Annotated in this window: 14 protein-coding genes; 7 read left to right on the plus strand and 7 right to left on the minus strand. The window is 69.2% G+C overall.

Going from position 1 to position 18,507, the window contains the following annotated elements; all coding sequences use genetic code 11:
- Positions 1-352: 352 nt before the first annotated feature.
- The 3 genes from ACYVOK_RS00340 to ACYVOK_RS00350 form a co-directional block, all read right to left on the minus strand.
- Positions 353-1,120: an RICIN domain-containing protein gene (locus tag ACYVOK_RS00340; protein ID WP_460660157.1), complete on the minus strand. Its 768-nt coding sequence runs from the start codon at positions 1,118-1,120 to the stop codon at positions 353-355.
- Between the two features lie 412 nt (positions 1,121-1,532).
- Entirely contained in the window at positions 1,533-1,913 is a 381-nt protein-coding gene (locus ACYVOK_RS00345; protein WP_460660158.1) for a hypothetical protein, read from the minus strand.
- 35 nt (positions 1,914-1,948) lie between these two features.
- A complete protein-coding gene (locus ACYVOK_RS00350) occupies positions 1,949-4,258 on the minus strand; it encodes a DEAD/DEAH box helicase (protein ID WP_460660159.1) in 2,310 nt (769 codons plus the stop codon).
- Positions 4,259-4,441: 183 nt separating this feature from the next.
- Between ACYVOK_RS00350 and ACYVOK_RS00355 the strand changes: the two genes are divergently transcribed.
- From ACYVOK_RS00355 to ACYVOK_RS00385, 7 genes are all read left to right on the plus strand, one after another.
- A complete protein-coding gene (locus tag ACYVOK_RS00355) occupies positions 4,442-4,801 on the plus strand; it encodes an STAS domain-containing protein (protein ID WP_460660160.1) in 360 nt (119 codons plus the stop codon).
- A gap of 238 nt (positions 4,802-5,039) precedes the next feature.
- Entirely contained in the window at positions 5,040-7,343 is a 2,304-nt protein-coding gene (locus ACYVOK_RS00360; protein WP_460660161.1) for a sodium-translocating pyrophosphatase, read from the plus strand.
- A 172-nt stretch (positions 7,344-7,515) separates the two neighbouring features.
- Complete coding sequence (locus tag ACYVOK_RS00365; RefSeq protein ID WP_460660162.1) at positions 7,516-8,730, plus strand: DUF4142 domain-containing protein; 1,215 nt, start codon at positions 7,516-7,518, stop codon at positions 8,728-8,730.
- A gap of 292 nt (positions 8,731-9,022) precedes the next feature.
- Positions 9,023-10,021 carry an ABC transporter ATP-binding protein gene (locus ACYVOK_RS00370; RefSeq protein ID WP_460660163.1) on the plus strand — a complete coding sequence of 333 codons (999 nt, stop codon included), beginning with the start codon at positions 9,023-9,025 and terminating at the stop codon, positions 10,019-10,021.
- 1 nt (position 10,022) lies between these two features.
- The gene (locus tag ACYVOK_RS00375; RefSeq protein ID WP_460660164.1) at positions 10,023-10,781 is read left to right on the plus strand and encodes an ABC transporter permease; all 759 of its coding nucleotides are present in this window, start codon (positions 10,023-10,025) and stop codon (positions 10,779-10,781) included.
- Positions 10,782-10,997: 216 nt separating this feature from the next.
- Positions 10,998-11,792, plus strand: a complete 795-nt coding sequence (locus ACYVOK_RS00380; RefSeq protein WP_460660165.1) for a DUF2785 domain-containing protein — start codon at positions 10,998-11,000, stop codon at positions 11,790-11,792.
- 303 nt (positions 11,793-12,095) lie between these two features.
- Positions 12,096-13,397, plus strand: coding sequence for a cytochrome P450 (locus tag ACYVOK_RS00385; RefSeq protein WP_460660166.1), 1,302 nt, complete (start codon positions 12,096-12,098; stop codon positions 13,395-13,397).
- Here the strand turns inward: ACYVOK_RS00385 and ACYVOK_RS00390 are convergent, their stop codons facing one another.
- The 4 genes from ACYVOK_RS00390 to ACYVOK_RS00405 are packed head-to-tail and all read right to left on the minus strand — an operon-like array spanning position 13,398 to position 18,503.
- The gene (locus tag ACYVOK_RS00390) at positions 13,398-16,256 is read right to left on the minus strand and encodes a hypothetical protein (RefSeq protein WP_460660167.1); all 2,859 of its coding nucleotides are present in this window, start codon (positions 16,254-16,256) and stop codon (positions 13,398-13,400) included.
- The gene (locus tag ACYVOK_RS00395; RefSeq protein ID WP_460660168.1) at positions 16,241-16,864 is read right to left on the minus strand and encodes a hypothetical protein; all 624 of its coding nucleotides are present in this window, start codon (positions 16,862-16,864) and stop codon (positions 16,241-16,243) included. Before ACYVOK_RS00395 ends, ACYVOK_RS00390 begins: the two co-directional genes overlap by 16 nt.
- A complete protein-coding gene (locus ACYVOK_RS00400) occupies positions 16,861-17,211 on the minus strand; it encodes a hypothetical protein (protein ID WP_460660169.1) in 351 nt (116 codons plus the stop codon). Before ACYVOK_RS00400 ends, ACYVOK_RS00395 begins: the two co-directional genes overlap by 4 nt.
- Entirely contained in the window at positions 17,208-18,503 is a 1,296-nt protein-coding gene (locus ACYVOK_RS00405) for a CHAT domain-containing protein (RefSeq protein ID WP_460660170.1), read from the minus strand. Before ACYVOK_RS00405 ends, ACYVOK_RS00400 begins: the two co-directional genes overlap by 4 nt.
- Positions 18,504-18,507: the final 4 nt, after the last annotated feature.

The raw sequence follows: 18,507 nt of genomic DNA on the forward strand, positions 1-18,507 counted from the left end.
CTAGCCGATCGGTTCAGTGGATCGGAGGTGAAAGACATGCTGTTGCACGGACTGGCTTGCCTTCTCGACGACCTGTTCTGGCACTGCCACCATCACTGCTGGTGGTGACAGGCCCGGCCGACTGGTGACGGCCGCGGACGAGGCGGGCGGACGGTGACAGCGACACGAGGCTCCCGCTGACGCGCAAGCAGCGGGGATCCCATCGTCGAAACCCCGACACCGGTTCCGGATCGAAGCAGGTCACCAGACCCACAACTGAAGGAGTGTCGATCACATCGAAGGAGTGACAACAGCAGCCGGCCCCGACATCGTCGGGGCCGGCTGTCCTCTGTGTGGCTGGGATCCTCCTCGATCAGCGCTGCGCCAGCTGCATCATCTGCTTCGGCAGCTCGGTCAGCTGAGCCGGGATCGGCGTCTTCGGCCGGACCAGTTCGAGCAGGCTGGATGCGGCGTTCGCGATCGGCACCGGCAGGGCCAGGCCCAGGGACGCGAGCAGTGCGTTCACGAGTGCCAGCACCGCACCCAGGATGTCGAGGCCCGGCAGCGGCAGGCCGCTCCAGCCCTGGACCGGTGAGCCGGAGGCGGACAGGCTGCCGGTCGGCTGTGCCTGCTTGGCCTTCCCCTTGCCGAGCAGAGAGGTGAGGGCGAGCCCGCTGGCGGCGTTCACGAACGTGCCCGCGCTCTCGTCGTAACTCCACTTCTGCCCGTCGCCGTCACGGCAGGGCAGTACCAGCAGCGGAGCGTTGGCCGGGACCTTGGCCAGGTCCGCACCGCTGTCCAGGCAGGCGCCGGTCTCGGCAAGGGCGCCACCGACGCTCTTGCTCATCGCGACCTGCAGCCGGCCCGACTCGGTGTAGATCCACTCCTGCGTCTTGCCTTCCTTGCCCGGCGCGCAGGCCATCATCACCGCCATCGGGACCTGGGCGGCCGCGACGAAGGTGAGGCAGTACCGCGTGTCGGAGCGGGTGGCGATCTGCTGCGCCACCCCAATCTCCACGCCCGGAGGTGCCGATCGGGCAGGTTCCGGGTTCGCGGCCCGCGCCGGTACGGCGGTGGCCAGAGCGACGCTGACGGCCAGCACCGCCACGCCGGTACGGCTCAACAACTTACGGATGATCAAGACAACCTCCACAGGTCGTGCCATCTCGCGGCGTCAGGTCGTCGGGACCCCGACCGCGCGAGCCGACCCGGCCCCCGGGACCGCGAGGACACCCCTTGCGCGTAGGGCGTGCTGCGGTCGATCCCCCGTGAGGAGGCGACGTGACCCGAGAGGAGACGGTGACTCAACGCGACGTTGACGCCACAACCAGTAAGGCACAGGAGGTAGCCGCGTGGTTACGTCGAGACCGCGGAACTTGATGCCATTGGCAACTAACTGCCAGTCCAAGGTCGTTGCGCAAGGCATCGAAACCCGGCCGCAGATCTGCCGTGTGCCGCCCGAGCGGAGGCTGTGTGCCGATCGAGATCTGACAGCGATCCGGTGATGTTCCGGTCGGTCGCCGGGTTATTCGATGCCGTTGGCAACAGAGTCGTCAGTGCGGCTGCCTGGTGTCGGTGCCGTCGCGAGTGGCCTGCGGTTCGGTCGCCGGCCGGTCCTCGGCGGGTACTTCGTCGCGGTCGGTGGCGGCATCCGGTGTGACGTCACCCTGAGTGACCTCGCCGGTCGTGGCCTGGGCGCGGAGCTCACGCATCTCCTTGCGGCGGCGGTAGCCGCGGCCGAGGCCCTTCTTGGTCAGCCACAGGCCGAACATCAGGGCGGCCCCGGCGAGTGCGCCGAGGAAGAACACCGTCGCCACCGACATCCCGAAGTCGACGCCGAAGACCTCCATGGTGGTGGAGGTGGTCGATGTCACCGAGACCCCGAGGCCGAACAGGACGGCGAGGACGATCAGGACGATTCCGAGGACGGCCATGGCGCGCTGCCTCTCTGCCAGCCGCGGCTGGCTGTTCAGGCCTCACTGTCGAGTAGTGCGGTGAGCAGCGCGATCGCGCCGCTCTTGTCGAGTGGGTTGTTCTGGTTCCCACATTTGGGCGACTGTACGCAGGACGGGCACCCGTCCGCGCATTCACAGTGTGCAATCGCCTCACGGGTCGCGGTCAACCACTCGCGCGCCGCGGCGTAACCGTGCTCCGCGAAACCGGCACCGCCGGGGTGGCCGTCGTACACGAAGACGGTGAGGCAGCCCGTGTCGGCGTGCCGGGCGGTGGAGACGCCACCGATGTCCCAGCGGTCGCAGGTGGCGAACAGCGGCAGCAGGCCGATCGACGCGTGCTCGGCCGCGTGCGCGGCACCCGGTACGTCGTCCAGACCGAGAGCGGCCACGGCGGCGTCCGGCAAGGTCCACCAGACGGCCTTGGTCCGCAGGGTCCGCTCGGGCAGGTCGAGCGGCTGCTCGTCCAGGACGTCGCCGGTCGCGATCAGCTTGCGCTGGAACGAGACCACCTGGCTCGTCACCTGGACCCACCCGCGCGACAACTCCGACGTACCCCAGGAGCAGGTCTCCTCGGTCGCGAGGATGCTGATCTCCGTGACGTCCCGGGCGAAGGTGGTGTAGTCGGGCGCGGCCGGCTCGACCACGGCGGCGTATCCCTCGAGGTCGAGGGTCTTGACCAGGTACGACTCGCCGGCGTGTACGTAGACGGCGCCCTCGTGCACGGACGAGTGGGCCGAGCCGCCGTCGACCGTGCCGAGCAGCCGGCCGGTCTTGTCCTCGACGATCTGCACTGTCTTGCCACCGGCCGAGCGGATGTCGATGGCGTCCACGGCCCGCTCACGCCGGGTCCAGAACCAGCCGTGCGGTCGCTCCCGCAGCAGGCCCTGCCGAACCAACTGGGCGATCACCGTCGGCGTCGTACTGCCGAAGATATCGTGGTCCGCAGTGGTCAGCGGTAGCTCCTGGGCGGCGGCACAGAGCTGAGGGCCGAGCACATACGGGTTCTCCGGGTTGAACACCGTGGCCTCGACCGGTCGGCCGAAGATAGCGGCCGGGTGGCGGACGAGGTAGGTGTCGAGCGGGTCGTCACGAGCGACCAGCAACGCCAGTGCGTCGTCGCCGGCGCGTCCAGCACGTCCGGCCTGCTGCCACAGCGATGCGCGAGTCCCTGGCCAGCCGGACAGCAGCACGGCGTCCAGGCCGACAATGTCGATGCCGAGCTCCAGAGCGTTCGTCGCGGCGACTCCGGTCAGCTCACCGCTCTGCAGCATGCCCTCGAGCCGCCGGCGTTCCTCCGGCAGATAGCCCGCCCGGTACGCCGACACCTGGTCAGCCAGCCCCGGGTCGACCTCGAGGAGGTTCGCCCGCGCGGTCATCGCGACCGTCTCGGCTCCGCGCCTCGACCGGACGAACGCCACCGTCCTGACCCCGCTCACGACCAGATCGGTCAGCAGGTCGGCCACCTCGGCCGTGGCAGAGCGGCGTACCGGAGCCCCGTTCTCGCCGCGCAGCGAGGTCATCGGCGGCTCCCACAGGCCGAAGGCGACTCCACCTCGCGGAGAGCCGTCGTCGACCACCTCCACCATCGGCAGGCCGGTCAGCCGTTCACCGGACACCGCGGGCTCGGCCACGGTCGCCGACGCGCAGATGAAGATGGGGTGAGCGCCGTACTGCGCACAGATCCGGCGAAGCCGGCGCAGTACGCCGGCCACGTGCGCACCGAAGACACCGCGGTAGTGGTGACACTCGTCGACCACGACGTACTGCAGGCAGCCGAGGAAGCGTGCCCAACGCTGATGGTTCGGCAGGACGGAGCGGTGCAGCATGTCCGGGTTGCTGAGGACGTACGTCGCGTAGTCGCGCGCCCAGTCGCGTTCGGTGCGCTCCGAGTCGCCGTCCAGGGTGGTCGCCCTCAGACCGGGCACGGTGTACGACGAGACCGCCCGCAGTTGGTCGTGCGCCAGGGCTTTGGTGGGAGACAGGTACAGAACAGACGCGGTCCGGCGATTCGGCGAGGCGGCCTGCGCGATGCTGAGCGTGGCGAACGCGGGCAGGAGGTAACCGAGCGACTTACCCGAGGCCGTCCCGGTCGCGACCACCACGTGCTTCCCGGCGTACGCCGCCTCCGCCGTGGCGACCTGATGGGTCCACGGGGCTGTGATCCCGGCGTCCGCGAGTTGAGCGAGCACCTCGGCCGGCACCCAGCGGGGCCAGGCGCAGGTCCGGCCCGGCCGGGCCGGGACGGACTCGACATGGGTCAGTCGGTCGTCACGACCTACGGCAAGGCGCTTCAGGACAGCCGCCGCCTCACCACCTGCACGCATACCGCGAGCCTAGTGCCGGCCACGGACAGCAGCAGCGCCGGTGCAGATCCGGGCAGAAGCTGTGCACGGCGCGGCTGCACGCGGCGGATGCACGCGGCTTTTTCGGGGTGGACATCGACTTCCGGTGTAACGAGATGAAAGAGTTTTCGGAGACGGCCCTACTCACGGTCCGTACATGGTTGAATGCAGCAGTTCACGGGATCGGAGGCCGAAGTGGATCTGTCGCTCAACACGCGCGCCGAGGGCGGGCGAACCGTCATCGAGGTGGCGGGGGAGATCGACGTCTACACCGCACCGAAGCTCCGCGAGAAGATCGCCGCGCTCGTCGACGAAGGTGTCCATCACCTGGTGATCGACCTGGAACGCGTGGAGTTCCTGGACTCCACCGGTCTCGGCGTTCTCGTCGGCGGACTGAAACGGGTGCGTACCCACGACGGATCCCTGTCCCTGGTCTGCACCCAGGAACGGCTGCTGAAGATCTTCCGGATCACCGGTCTGACCAAGGTGTTCGACATCCATCCGGACGTCGCGTCGGCGATCTGAGCGGAAGCGAAAAGGTATCCCCGGCACTACGAAGTGTGACCGGACGAGGCGATCGAAGGGTGGTGCTTGCCTCATCCCCGGGGTATGGCGTAGACCACCCTGTCGTCAGGTCTGGTCGGTGACCCGTTAGAGTTGCCCACCGCGCCAGTCCTCTGGCGCTGTGTCGTATTTCCCCAACCCTTCGGTTGCGGCAGACGGGGGCCGTCAAGCCCGGATGGGTTGCCTACAAGGAGGACGGATGTCCGCGCTGCTTGCACAAGCGGTGGATCTTTCGTCGAGCAACACCACACTGGTGATCGTCGTCGGGGTGATCGCGATCCTCGCGGTCGCCATTGCGATGGTCTTCCGGGGCCAGGTGCTTGCCGCGAACGATGGCACCGAGAACATGAAGACGATCGCCGCCGCGGTCCAGGAAGGTGCTTCGGCCTATCTGAACCGGCAGTTCCGGACACTGTCGATCTTCGCCGTGGTCGCGTTCCTGCTGCTGTTCCTGCTGCCCGCGCACAGTGACGGCGGCAACGAGACGACCCTGAAGATCTTCCGGTCGATCTTCTTCCTGGTCGGTGCGGGGTTCTCCGCAGCGATCGGCTACCTGGGCATGTGGCTCGCGACGCGCGCCAACGTCCGGGTCGCCGCGGCGGCGCGGGACGAGGGCCGTGACCCGGCGATGCGGGTCGCGTTCCGGACCGGCGGCACGGTCGGTATGGCCACCGTGGGTCTCGGTCTGCTCGGTGCGGCGGTCGTCGTACTGCTGTTCAAGGGTGACGCTCCGACCGTGCTCGAGGGCTTCGGTTTCGGTGCCGCCATGCTCGCCATGTTCATGCGTGTCGGCGGCGGTATCTTCACCAAGGCCGCCGACGTCGGCGCCGACCTGGTCGGCAAGGTCGAGCAGAACATCCCCGAGGACGACCCGCGCAACGCCGCCACCATCGCCGACAACGTCGGTGACAACGTGGGTGACTGCGCCGGTATGGCGGCCGACCTGTTCGAGTCGTACGCCGTGATGCTGGTGGCATCGCTGATCCTGGGTAAGGCCGCCTTCGGCGAGCAGGGCCTGATCTTCCCGCTGATCGTGCCGGCCATCGGCGCGATCACCGCGGTGATCGGCGTCTTCCTGACCCGCCCGCGCACCGGCGAGAACGGCCTGCGCACGATCAACCGGGCCTTCTACCTGTCCGCGGTCATCTCCGCGATCCTGTGCACGGTGGCCGCCTTCGTCTACCTGCCCGGCAGTTTCCGGAACCTGACCGGCGCCACCGAGGCGATCGCCGCGCACGACGGCGACCCGCGGCTGATCGCGACCGTGTCGGTGCTCATCGGCATCGTGCTGGCCGCGGTCATCCTGGCGCTGACCGGCTACTTCACCGGCACCGAGGACAAGCCGGTCAAGGACGTCGGCAAGACCTCGCTGACCGGCGCCGCGACCGTCATCCTGTCCGGCATCTCGGTCGGCTTCGAGTCCGCCGTGTACACCGCGCTGGTGATCGCCGCCGCCGTGTACGGCGCGTTCCTGGTCGGCGGCTCGGGTGTCGTCGCGCTGTTCGCGATCGCGCTGGCCGGTTGTGGTCTGCTCACCACCGTCGGCGTCATCGTCGCGATGGACACCTTCGGACCGGTCTCCGACAACGCCCAGGGCATCGCCGAGATGTCCGGTGACGTGGACGGCGAGGCGGCCCAGATCCTGACCGAGCTGGACGCCGTCGGCAACACCACCAAGGCGATCACCAAGGGCATCGCGATCGCGACCGCCGTACTGGCCGCGACCGCACTGTTCGGTTCCTACACGGACTCGATCTACGCGGTGCTGAACGAGGCGGGCGACGCGGCGTTCAACGCGGACGCGCTGGTCTTCGACCCGTCCACCCTGGTCGGCATCATCATCGGCGCCGCCGTGGTGTTCATGTTCTCCGGCCTGGCGATCAACGCCGTCGGCCGCGCCGCCGGTGCGGTCGTCTACGAGGTACGCCGTCAGTTCCGGGACATCCCCGGGATCATGGAGGGCACCGCGCGTCCGGAGTACGGCAAGGTCGTCGACATCTGCACCCGTGACTCGCTGCGTGAGCTGGCCACCCCGGGTCTGCTCGCGATCACCGCGCCGATCGCCGTCGGCTTCGGCCTCGGCGCCGCGGCGCTGGCCGGCTACCTGGCCGGTGCGATCGCGTCCGGCACCCTGATGGCGGTGTTCCTGGCCAACTCCGGTGGTGCCTGGGACAACGCCAAGAAGCTGGTCGAGGACGGCAACCACGGCGGCAAGGGTTCCCCGGCGCACGAGGCCACCGTCATCGGTGACACCGTCGGTGACCCGTTCAAGGACACCGCCGGCCCGGCCATCAACCCGCTGATCAAGGTGATGAACCTGGTCTCGGTGCTGATCGCCCCGGCCGTCGTGGGCATGTCCGCGATCGGCGAGGACACCAACACCCCGCTGCGGATCGGCATCGCCCTGGTGGCCGTGGTGATCCTGGTCGCGGCCGTGATCGTCTCCAAGCGCCGGGAGTCGGTCATCGCCGACACCCCGGCCGAGGTGAACGCCGCCGCCTGACCGCAGTTAGCTCCACCCGCAGTACCCCAGAAGCGGCCCGTCGGATTCCCCGGCGGGCCGTTTCGCATCATGCCTCAGCGCGCCAGCACGGGTGGACCCGGACAGTCCACACCCTTACTGTCGTCGTACGGCGAATCGCGCTACGTCGACGTCCGACCGCAGGGAGGTACGCATGCCTCGGCTGACGATCGCCCGTCTGTCAGCGGTTCTGCTGCTTGCCGTGGCGGGAGTGCTCGGTACGGCGCAGCCGGCGAACGCGGCCCCGCCGCAACCGGACGTCGACTACCTCAACGCTGCCCACCAGCTCGATCTGACGATCATCCAGGCCGCCGCGGCCGCCAAGACCCAGGGCAGGAGTTCGTGCGTACGGCGCGTCGGCGCGCTGATGGAACGCGATCATCGCAGGCTGGCCGCGCAGCAGGTGGAGGTTGCCGGTCGCTTCGGCATCGGGCTGGTCACCATACCTTCGCTGGCCCAGCGTCAGCAGCTCGACGCCCTCGCAGCCAAAGCCGGAACCTCCGGGTACGACGCCGCGTGGTTGGCGTTGCAGCGGCAGACGCACCGGCAGTACCTGGCGCTGATCGGAGGCGACCTGCCGAAAGCCGCCTCGCCTGCCGTCGAGTCAGTGGCCAACGGCGCCAGGCCGGTGATCCAGATGCACCTGCGCATGGTGGCAGGGACCTGTCGCGTCGAAAACGGCACCCCGATCGTGTCCACCGGCGACGGCGGCCAGGTCGCCGACGCTCAACGGGCCCGCTCGCGGACAGCAGTGGTGCTGCTCGGTCTCGGCGTACTGCTCCTGGTCTGGAAGCCGGCCCGACTGCGGCGACGGCTCGTCGGTGTCGCTGCGGTGGGAGCGGGCCTCGTCATGGTGTTCGGAGGGCAGCCCGGGGACACCGGGAAGGTTCCGGAAGCCGGCGCGTCGGCCGAGGAACGGGAAGCCGCCGTTCCGCCGGTCCGGCTGGCGCTGCCCGGCGTCGTCGATGCGCCGGTGACGCCGGTCGCCACCGGTAGCGACGGCCACCTTCAGGTGCCGAAGTCACCGACCGACGTGGGCTGGTGGGCGGCGGGTGCGGCGCCGGGCTCGGCCGGTGGCACTGTGCTGATCGCCGGTCATGTGGACACCGCCCGCAACGGACGAGGGGTGTTCGCCGCGTTGTCGCAGGTCCAGGTCGGTGCCCGGGTCGCGGTGACTGCCGGGGACGGAGACAAGCACTGGTACCGGATCGTGGCTCGCCGGACCTACCGGCAGGAAGACCTCCCCCCGGACCTGTTCCGCGGCGCCGCGAAGCCGCGGTTGGCGCTGGTCACCTGCATCGGCTCGTACGACCACTCCGCCCGCCGCTACACCCATAACCTGGTGCTCTACGGCGTTCCCCTGGACTGACGCCGAATTTCCCGGGCGTGACTTCCCGGTTTGCCCGTTGGTATTCCGAAGTACCGGCGTACGTCGACTTTCGGATGATGTGGCTGTGGGGTGGATGGGGGATCGTCGGGGTCGTGGTCAGGGCTTTAACCGATGGCCCGGCGATCCGGCCGGGCGGCAGAATCAACCCAGGGGTGGACACACCGGATCCGTCCCGGGTCCGATGCTCTGACCCGGTGAGACCTCGATACTGAATGCGGTAACACCGCCCGGCACTGCACGACCGACGCGCCACCGACCGAGGAGTACGGCGATGATCGAGGCAATCGGCCTCACCAAGCGATACGGCGCAACCGTTGCCGTTGACAACCTGTCCTTCGAGGTGAAACCCGGTAAGGTGACCGGCTTCCTCGGCCCGAACGGGGCCGGCAAGTCCACCACCATGCGGATGATCCTCGGCCTGGACACCCCGACGTCCGGCGACGTCCGGATCGACGGCCGGCGCTACCGCGACCTGCACCAGCCGCTGACCAAGGTCGGTGCGCTGCTGGACGCGAAGTGGGTGCACCCGAACCGTTCCGCCCGGGCTCACCTGGCCTGGATGGCAGCGTCGAACAAGCTGCCGAAGTCGAGTGTGGACAGGGCACTCGAGATGGTCGGCCTGACCTCGGTCGCGAACAAGCGGGCCGGCGCCTACTCGCTGGGCATGTCGCAGCGGCTCGGCATCGCCGGTGCGCTGCTCGGTGACCCGGAGGTGCTGCTCTTCGACGAGCCCGTCAACGGTCTCGACCCCGAAGGCATCGTCTGGATCCGGACCTTCATGCAGAAGCTGGCCGCCGAGGGCCGGACCGTCCTGGTGTCCAGCCACCTGCTGTCCGAGATGGCAGTGACCGCCGAGGAACTGATCGTCATCGGCCGCGGCAGGTTGATCGCGCAGAGCTCCACCCGCGAGTTCGTCGACCGGGCGAGCGGGACCACCGTCAAGGTACGGACGCCGCAGCTGGACCAGCTGGCCGGCGTCCTGCAGCAACAGCAGCTGGTCACCCGGATCGAGGAGGTCGAGGACCAGGGCAAGGTGCTGTTCGTCGAGGGCGACCTGACCACCGACCAGGTCGGCGAGGCGGCCGCCGCGCACGGCATCGTGCTGCACGAGCTGACCTTGCAGCGCGGCTCGCTGGAGCAGGCGTTCATGCAGATGACCGGCGACTCGGTCCAGTACCACGCGCACGACGAGCTCGCCCACGTGACCGACGTACAGCTGGCTCCGCCGTCCGGCGTCGAGGTGGCCTCGGGGCCGAAGGAGGACAACTGACATGTCGCTGATCACCGTCGAGCGGATCAAACTCTTCTCCACCCGGTCACCCTGGTGGTGCATGATCATCGCGGCCGTGCTGTCGCTCGGTCTGGCCGCACTCTTCACCGGCCTGGGCGACAAGTCGCAGGTGACTCCGGCGATGTCGCAGTTCGGCGTCTACCTCGGGCAGATGGTCATCATGGTGATGGCCGCGCTGGCCGTCACCACCGAGTACCGGTTCGGCACCATCCGGACCAGCTTCCAGGCCGTCCCACAGCGCACGGCCCTGCTGCTGAACAAGACCATCGTGGTCGCCACGCTGGCAGCCATCGTCGGTCTGGTCGCCTCCGTCGGTTCCTGGGGAATCGGGTACCTCCTGGCCGGAAGCAGCGCCGACATGGCGATCGACACGTCGGGCGAGTGGCGGCTGATCTTCGGTCAGGGCCTGGTCTACGGGGTAGCTGCGATCTTCGCGGTCGCGCTCGGCATCCTGATCCGGCAGAGCGCGGGCGCGATCGCCATCCTGCTGGTCTGGCCGCTGCTGGTCGAGAGCCTGCTGCCGCTGATCCCGAAGGCCGGCGACGACCTGCAGAAGTGGACTCCGTTCACGAACGCGAACCAGTTCATCAACGGCGGTCAGGACATGGGTTCGGCCGGCGCCGAAGCCGCAGGTCCCTCCACTTCGCTGTCGCCGTGGTGGGCGATGGCCTACTTCGCCGCCTGGGGTGTCGGCCTGCTGATCATCGCCCTGGTGACCGCCAGCAAGCGCGACGCCTGACACGATCCCCCCGGCCGTGGTTGAGGGGCCCCGGCCGGGGCGTGGGGCCCGGCCGGGCTGAGGGGTCCTGGCCGCCTTCGGCCCGTGGAACACCCGGAGTCCGGGTGCACCACGGGCCGTTCCCCGTCTCCACGGCCGGTCGTCGTACGGCGGTTGCCGTCCAGGCCGGTTGGGCGGGCTGGCGGGTCGGGTGGGAAAGCGTTTAGCCTGCCGCGCATGACCGACTGGGCGCGGGTGCGCGCCGACGGCTTCGCCGTCCCGACCGATCGTCCGCTCACCGATCTCGTCGCCGAGCTGGCCGGGCTGCTGCGCTCACCCGACCCGGTGCTGCGCGACACCCAGGCGTACGCCGTACTCGCCACCTGGATCGGCCGTGGCGTGCTGTCCACCGACCAACTCCGTGAGCTGGGCAACGAGATGATCACCCGGTTCGCCGACCCCGAGGTCCAGGCCCGCACGTTCGCGCCGTTGATCCTCGACGCGATCGTCTCGGCCGGTGTGTTCGAGCCGAGCTGGGTGCCGCCGTTCGAGCGCTGGTACGTCGCCGAGGAGGATCTCCGCGGGTACGACGCCAAACTCGGCCGGCTGCATGCCGTTGCCCACGGCGCCGATCTGCTCGGCACCCTCGGCCTGCACCCGGCGGTCGAGCCGGTACAGATGCTCCGCCTCGGCATCGGCCGGCTCCTGACGCCAACGCCGTACGTCCTGCGTGACCTGGAGGACGACCGCCTGGGCTACGCCCTGGCTGCCACGCTGACGCGCGCGGATCTGACCGAGGCCGACGCGATCGAGTGGCTCGACCCCGCCCTCCGTGCACTGTCGAACCCTGCCGTGGAAGGCATCCGGCCCGAGGTGACGAACACCATCCGCACCCTCCGCGCCCTGTACCTGCTCGTCGATCATGGCGTACGGCTGCCCGGGTCGACGACGCTCACGCTGGTCCCGCACCGCGACCAGGTGAAGTCGAGGCTCGCCGACGTAGTCCGGGTGGTCACGCCGTACTACCTCTGAACGTCCGCCGGCGAATCAGCCGGCGGGTGGGCGCCGCATCCTACTTTCGGCTGGGGTTTCCCTGAAGTGTCCCCGAGGTACGGCGTGCCGCGGTCCAGGGAACGGTACAGGTGGATTCCGGTGGAAGACGAGCTCATGTCCGTGGGATCGTCTGTGCTGGCAATGCCATGGCCCCCTCCCATGGTGGTGCCAACGCCACTACCGCAGTAGTGCCAACACCATCGGATCTGGTCCCTTGCGACGTTAGCTTTCTTGCTGACGAAAGCCGTCGGGGGCAGCAGTTCAGAGAGGGCGCGTGGAGTCATGGTTGCGACATACCTGAAGAAATGGGTCGGCAGCCGGATCTTGAACAGGACCACCCGCAAGGGTGGTCTTGATTTGTCCAAGATGCGGATGTTTCCCCGTCAGGTCTCGATGCCGCTACGGCGCAACGGGGTGGACCCGGTTCCGGAGCTGGGCCGGGTGCGCGAGACCGAGCCGGTGCACAAACTGGCTCACCTGTTCGGGCTGAACGTGTGGGTCGTCAGCGGGCACGCCGAGGCGAAGGCGGTGCTCACCGACACCACCAACTTCAGCAACGACATCCGGCCACTGGTCGGCTCGGACCCGGACAAGCCGTCCGAGGGCATCGGCGGTCTGGGCTTCACCGATCCGCCGGACCACACCCGGCTGCGCAAGCTGCTCACCCCGGAGTTCACCAAGCGGCGGCTGGCCCGGCTGGAGCCGGCGATCGAGAAGATCGTCAACGACCAGCTGGACCTGATGGAGGCCAAGGGCCCGGTCGTCGACATCGTCTCGGACTTCGCCTTCAACGTCCCGTTCCTGCTGATCGCCGACCTGCTCGGTGTCGAGGAGTCCGACCGCGACAGGTTCCGGGCGCTCGGCCCGGCCCGGTTCGACCTGTCCGGCGGCGGGATCGGGGTGTTCGGATCGGCGAGCGAGTCGCGGGACTTCCTGTTCGAGATCGTCCGCAAACAGCGCAAGGAGCCCGGTGACGGGCTGATCGGGTCGATCATCCGCGAGCACGGCGACACCATCGACGACATCGAGCTCGGCGGGCTGGCCGACGGGGTGTTCCTCGGCGGGTACGAGACGTCGGCGAGCATGCTCGCACTCGGCACGCTGGTGTTGCTGCGCGACCCGCAGAACTTCGAACGGATCCGCAACGAGCCGGGTGCGGTCGACGCGATCGTCGAGGAGCTGCTGCGGTACCTGACCGTCGTCCAGGTGGCGTTCCCGCGGTTCGCGCGGCACGACCTGGAATTGTTCGGCCAGCAGGTGAAGAAGGGCGATCTGGTCGCGGTGTCGCTGAGCGGGGCGGACCGGGACAAGCAGGTGTTCGGCCTCGACGCCGAGGACTTCTACCCGAAGCGGGCGCCTGCCGCCCACCTCGCCTTCGGCCACGGCATGCACCGGTGCGTCGGCGCCGAACTCGCCCGGATGGAGCTGCGGGCCGCGTTCACGGCCCTCGCGCACCGCTTCCCGGACCTCGCGCTGGCCGTCCCGGAGGAGCAACTGCGCTTCCGCGACTTCTCCATCGTGTACGGCGTCGAGTCGCTCCCGGTCCAACTCGACGCCACCACCGCCGAACAGGCCGCCGGCTGATCACTGAGTTCGCTGAGGTTCGGGCTGGTTGCGGCGGTTTCTGAGGTGCTCGAACCTGCTCGCGAGGGTGGGGGAATGGGCCCGGAGGCGGGAGACGTCGCCGTGGGACTCGAAGAGCTGGGTCAGGAGGATGGCCCGGCCCTGGTCCAGGAGTTCCACGGCGCGGGCGTGGAGTACGGCGACGCCCGTCTCTTGACCAGCGCCCGTCTCTTGACCGGCGTCCGCGGCATCGGCGGCCTGGAGGGCGGTGGCGGCTGCGTCGGAGCCCAGGTGGCGCAGCCGGCGTAGGCCGTGTTCCTGGTCGGAGCGGTCGAGGAAGCGCGGGACGACGAACGGGAGTTGATCGAGGGCAGCGGCGTACCCCTCGAGTGCCTCGGGCCAGTCCTGCGCGCCGACCGCGAGCCGGCCCCACTGCGCCGCGGCCGAGGATCGCAGGAACGGCGTCGCGGCCGAGTCCCGGGCCGTCGAACGGTACTCCGCCAGGGCTCTCGCGAGATCGGCCGGATCGTCGGTCCGCCGGAACCGCATCACCCAGCAGGCACCGAGGTTCGTCCCGGCGGCCGCTCTGAACAGCGGCCCGGCCGTCGGCGACGCCATGGCCTGTTGGTGCGCGCCGATCGCGGCATCGAGATCGGCCAGTACGCCGTCGCGTTCGTAGCGCAGGCGCAGCGCCCCACCCAGATTCGACTGGAACACCGGGAGCCGGTTGTTGTCCGGCCGCGACTCCCGAACCGCCCGCTGGAGGACCTCCACCATCTCGTCGAGTACGGCGGGCTCACCGGTCCACTCGTACTGCGTACCGAGTGCCAGACCGAGGTTGCTGAGGTGACCGGGATCCACGCCGGCGTGTTCGGCGCCGACACGCACCGACTGCCGGAGCTCGTCGACGGCGGACTCCAGCTCGTCCGGGTCGCCGGTGCGCAGATGACGTGCCCATCGCGCGTTGCCCAGCTGGTTGAACAGCGCGGCGCGCAGGCCCGGCGCCTCCACCCGCTCGACCGCGGACTGCAAGAGGTCGATCGCGTCGTCGAGACTGGCCAGGTGCTCGGTCTGCTCGTAGCGGAGCCGCAGCGAGAAGCCGACCGCGTTCTGGGCCCTCGCGAGCTCGTCCGACTGGTTGGCGAGGGCATCGACGGCCTGCAGGCCCACCTCGACCGACCTGTCCAGATCGGCCCGGTCGCCCGCGGCCTCGAACCTGAGCCGCAGCGCCGAGCAGAGGTCGGTCAGGGCAGTCGGTTCGACCGCCGAACCCGCCTCGCACGACTCGATGATCCGGTCGAGCTCGGAGTCCTCCGTCGTACGGAGGAAGCGAGTCAGCCGGCAACGGCCGTCGAAGGCGTGGAGCTCGGCGAGATCGGTGCGAAGGTTGACCGCCTCCGGATGGGACTCCGGGAGCCGCGAGAGGCAGTCCTGGACGAGTTCGATCGCCTCGCCGGTCCTGGCGATCGCGTCATCGCTTGCCGGACCTCGGCTCAACGCGACGGCGAGCGCCCGGACCACGGCGGGATAGGCGGCCGCAGACGGATCGACGGCGCGCCGGGCCGCGCGGCCTTCGCTGATCGCCTCGTCGAGTGCCGCGGGATCGTCGGCGAGCTCGTGCAGCTTCAGCAGCGCCAGGACGACGATCGAGCGGCGGATGGGGTACTCCGGATCCGCCGGTGACGTCGCTGCGACGACCTGGCGAGCGGTCGTCACCGCTTCCGCCGCCAGCTGCGGGGTGTCGGCGGCAGCACGCAGTACGTCCGCGAGAGCCATCAGCCGGCGGACGTGGTCCGGATCGGCGGGGTCGGTCGCGGCGGCCGCCTGGCGCAGTACGTCGACCGCCTCGGTCAACGCGCCACTTTCGCCGCTCAACACGTGGTGGGTGCGGAGCGCCGTACCAAGCACCTGAAGGGTTCGACCGTCGCCGGTCGCGGCCGCCGCCGCACGCCGGGCCAGATCGACGGCCTGGCCTGCGATGTCAGGGTCGCGGCTGGTCGTCGCGCGATGGACGAGGGAGTATGCGAGGCTGCGCAGCGCGGAGCCGTTGTCCGGCTCCAGCGACAACGCCCACTCGGCTGTCGCGACCGCGTCGTCGAGCAGCTCCGGTTGAGCCGTCCGTTCGTACGCGAGCTGGACGAGGTCGGCGAGGAACGAACCGTACGACGCCTGATGCGCAGCGGTCAGCTGGGTCGCGCAACGCTGCACCTGGATGGCGAGGGACAAGAAGTCGAGCGCGCCGCTGGCCTCATAGGTGTTCACGAGCTGAGCGGCGTACTCGTAGAGCGTCGGTGCCGCGTCGGCGAGGTAGCCTCCTCCGCCGTCGATCTCGGTGGCCTCGGTGAATTGCTCGACGGCGGTTTCGAGGTCGTCCGGGTCACCCAGATGGCGGTAGCGGGTCCAGCAGAAGCTGCCGAGGTTGAAGCGGAACGTGGCCGCGGCCGGCGCTCGTTCGGGGAGCCGGAGCACAGCGCTCGCCATCAGGTCGATGGCCTCGTCCAGCTGCGCGAGATCACCGGTCTGCTGGTACTGCCGGAACGACTCGATGGCCTGGTCGGACGCCGCGTTGGAACTCTCCCTGGCCTCGACAACCTCTCTGACCTGCTCAGGTACGGCGTCGGGCTGAGCGAACACGATGGGCTCGAGCAGACCGACGGCGGTCCGGAAGGTGTCCTGGTCCGCCGACCCGGAGGCGAGGAACCGGCACCAGAACAGCATCCCGGCCGCGTGCCGGCCCTCCAGGTCCTCTGCGAATCCAGGCGTCTCGAACAGGCGAGCCACTTCCGCATCGGCCGCCGGGCCGAACACCACATCACTTCCCGGATCCCGCTTCCAGTGCTCGACCCGGTCGTACAGCGCCTCGATCAGTTCGCGGGACATGAGTCCACCGCCCGCAGTGAGGTGAGACGGCTCAGCTCGACGACGATCTCACCGGCATCCGACTGGATCGTCATGCGGCCGTCGCCGATGCGGAGCACCGAGCCGCACACGATCCGGCTGTCGGTCGTGATTTCCACCTTCGGCCGGCTTCGTCCGGGGCCGTACCACGTGGTCGCCACCGCAGCCACCAGCAGCGCCGCACAGGCCAGGCTCAACGCGATCCCGCGGCGTAGTGCCCGGGCCGAGGCCTGTGCCTCGCGGTGCTCAGCGATTGGGCCTGGAGCGAGTTCGGCGATCGGGACGACTGCCGGGCGCCCGTTCGAGGCGCGGAGCAGGTACAGCGCCCCGGCCGCGCCGGCGAACAGCGCAAGCAGCAGGAGTACGCCGACAACCGTGGCGGCGGCCGACGCCAACTCACTGATGTCCGAGCGCCCTTTGATCAAGCTGAACCCGACAAGCGCGACCAGGAGGCCTGCCAGGCCGTTGCGCCACTGGACCGCGGCCGCACGAACTCTTGGGAGTTCGGTACGACGCATCAGGTCGACCTGCTGGGCTCGGCGCAGGTCCGCAGGGGTGGCCGGTCGGCCCGGCGCCGGTCGGCCGCTCATGAGCCGGCCGGTAGATCGAAGATCCAGTACGCCCCGCAGCCGACGCGATCGTCCGGCCGTCCGGGATGCGCCTCCGTGCAGGTGCAGATGATCGGCACCGAGTGAGTGCTGCGCTCGGTTCGCTCCTGGGCCGGTGCGGCACGGAAGACACCGTCGATCAGCGGCACCTCGATCGGGGCCTGACACCGCGGGCACAGGCCACCGAGCAGGGACACGCCGACGTCGAACTCCTCGATCACGAACGTCTCGGCCGCCTTCTCCGCGTAGCCGGGTTCGCTCACCTCGCGATACGGCACCAGTCCGTCGGGGCGGACGTCGTTCATCGTCATGATCTCCTTGGTCGTCACGGTCCGAGGTGGACGAACGGAGTCCACACGCTCGGACTCGCCGGATGTTGATCGCGCAGTCGCCGTACGACGCGATGCAGGGCCGCCGCCGCGCCGTCGCTGTCGACTCGTCCGCCGGTGACGAGTTCCCTGTAGACGCTCTCGGTCACGTCGGCCGCGGTCGGGTCGTACACCGACCACAGGGTCGCGACGACCTGGCGGTAGCCGGCGTAGTGGAGTGCCGCGGCCAGGGTGATCACCTCGTCGGCGAGGTCGAGCCCTCCGGTCGCCGTCTTGCAGGCGGACAGGAACGCGAACTCGCCGCGGTACGTGCGGGTGCTGATGCTCTGCACGGTCAGCGTGCCGTCGTGCAGCAGCAAACCGCCGTTCGACGGATCGGTCAGGTCCTGGTGTCCGTGGCAGCTGAAGTGAGCCCACCGATGCCGGCCGAGCTCCTCGCGGACTCGGGTCGTGGTGGCCTCCGCGCCGTACAGGACCGTGCTCCGGCCGCCCGGAAACAGCTGGGCGAGCAGGTCCACCTCGCGTTCGACGTTCGGAAGCGGGGTCTGGCCGGGCGCGTCGGGCACGGCAACCACGAGGATCTCCGGCTCTTGTGCCGGCTCGCGCCGATTAGTTGCCTCCAGCAACGCGCGGAGGGTTGGCGTGTACGACGGGACGACGCGGTCCAGCACGGATACGCCCTCGACGTGTCGTCCGGCGGCGTGCAGTGGAAGGACGGTGAGCAGGCCGGTCGGGCACCACCACAGCCTGGGCCACGCGTCGTCGGGCGGTGTTTCGGTGAAGCCGAGCCGGGTCAGTACCGGGTCGGCGATTGCTGCCCACAACCATTCGAGAACCTCGGTGACGACGTTCTCCATCAGGAGCCGCTCGGCGTGGAGTCGCTGCGCTGCCGCGTGGTACTGCTGGAACGCCGCCGGAGACTGGTCTCCTTCGCGGAACGGACGCTGCGCCTCGTACGCCTCCTGCTGGACTGCTTGGAAGCGGTGTACTGCCTCCAGGTAACGGCTGGCCCACTCGGTCGTGCGTTGTTGCGTAGCGTCCGGCAGTTCGACCGGAGGCCGTACGCCGTCGGCAGTGACGATCAGCGCGTCCGAACGCCACTGGCTGACGTTCACCAGGACGACCGGCCCGCCTATTGCGGCGTGCCGAAGCGCATCCAGCCGCGGCGGTCGCAGGAAGTCCGCGAACCCGTCCAGTGAGCGGATCTCGCCGAGCAACTCGTTCCACTCCTGGTCGAGCGCCATCCGCTCACCAGCACGCCGAGACTCCGCGGCCGGCCCGTCATGCCTCATCCCA

Source organism: Kribbella swartbergensis (assembly GCF_054784135.1).

What these genes read in the sequence shown, in the direction of transcription:
- ACYVOK_RS00345 (WP_460660158.1), bottom strand. Translation starts at nt 1,913, where the DNA reads ATGGCCGTCCTCGGAATCGTCCTGATCGTCCTCGCCGTCCTGTTCGGC.
- ACYVOK_RS00350 (WP_460660159.1), bottom strand. Translation starts at nt 4,258, where the DNA reads ATGCGTGCAGGTGGTGAGGCGGCGGCTGTCCTGAAGCGCCTTGCCGTA.
- ACYVOK_RS00355 (WP_460660160.1), top strand. Translation starts at nt 4,442, where the DNA reads ATGCAGCAGTTCACGGGATCGGAGGCCGAAGTGGATCTGTCGCTCAAC.
- ACYVOK_RS00360 (WP_460660161.1), top strand. Translation starts at nt 5,040, where the DNA reads ATGTCCGCGCTGCTTGCACAAGCGGTGGATCTTTCGTCGAGCAACACC.
- ACYVOK_RS00365 (WP_460660162.1), top strand. Translation starts at nt 7,516, where the DNA reads ATGCCTCGGCTGACGATCGCCCGTCTGTCAGCGGTTCTGCTGCTTGCC.
- ACYVOK_RS00370 (WP_460660163.1), top strand. Translation starts at nt 9,023, where the DNA reads ATGATCGAGGCAATCGGCCTCACCAAGCGATACGGCGCAACCGTTGCC.
- ACYVOK_RS00375 (WP_460660164.1), top strand. Translation starts at nt 10,023, where the DNA reads ATGTCGCTGATCACCGTCGAGCGGATCAAACTCTTCTCCACCCGGTCA.
- ACYVOK_RS00380 (WP_460660165.1), top strand. Translation starts at nt 10,998, where the DNA reads ATGACCGACTGGGCGCGGGTGCGCGCCGACGGCTTCGCCGTCCCGACC.
- ACYVOK_RS00385 (WP_460660166.1), top strand. Translation starts at nt 12,096, where the DNA reads ATGGTTGCGACATACCTGAAGAAATGGGTCGGCAGCCGGATCTTGAAC.
- ACYVOK_RS00390 (WP_460660167.1), bottom strand. Translation starts at nt 16,256, where the DNA reads ATGTCCCGCGAACTGATCGAGGCGCTGTACGACCGGGTCGAGCACTGG.
- ACYVOK_RS00395 (WP_460660168.1), bottom strand. Translation starts at nt 16,864, where the DNA reads ATGAGCGGCCGACCGGCGCCGGGCCGACCGGCCACCCCTGCGGACCTG.
- ACYVOK_RS00405 (WP_460660170.1), bottom strand. Translation starts at nt 18,503, where the DNA reads ATGAGGCATGACGGGCCGGCCGCGGAGTCTCGGCGTGCTGGTGAGCGG.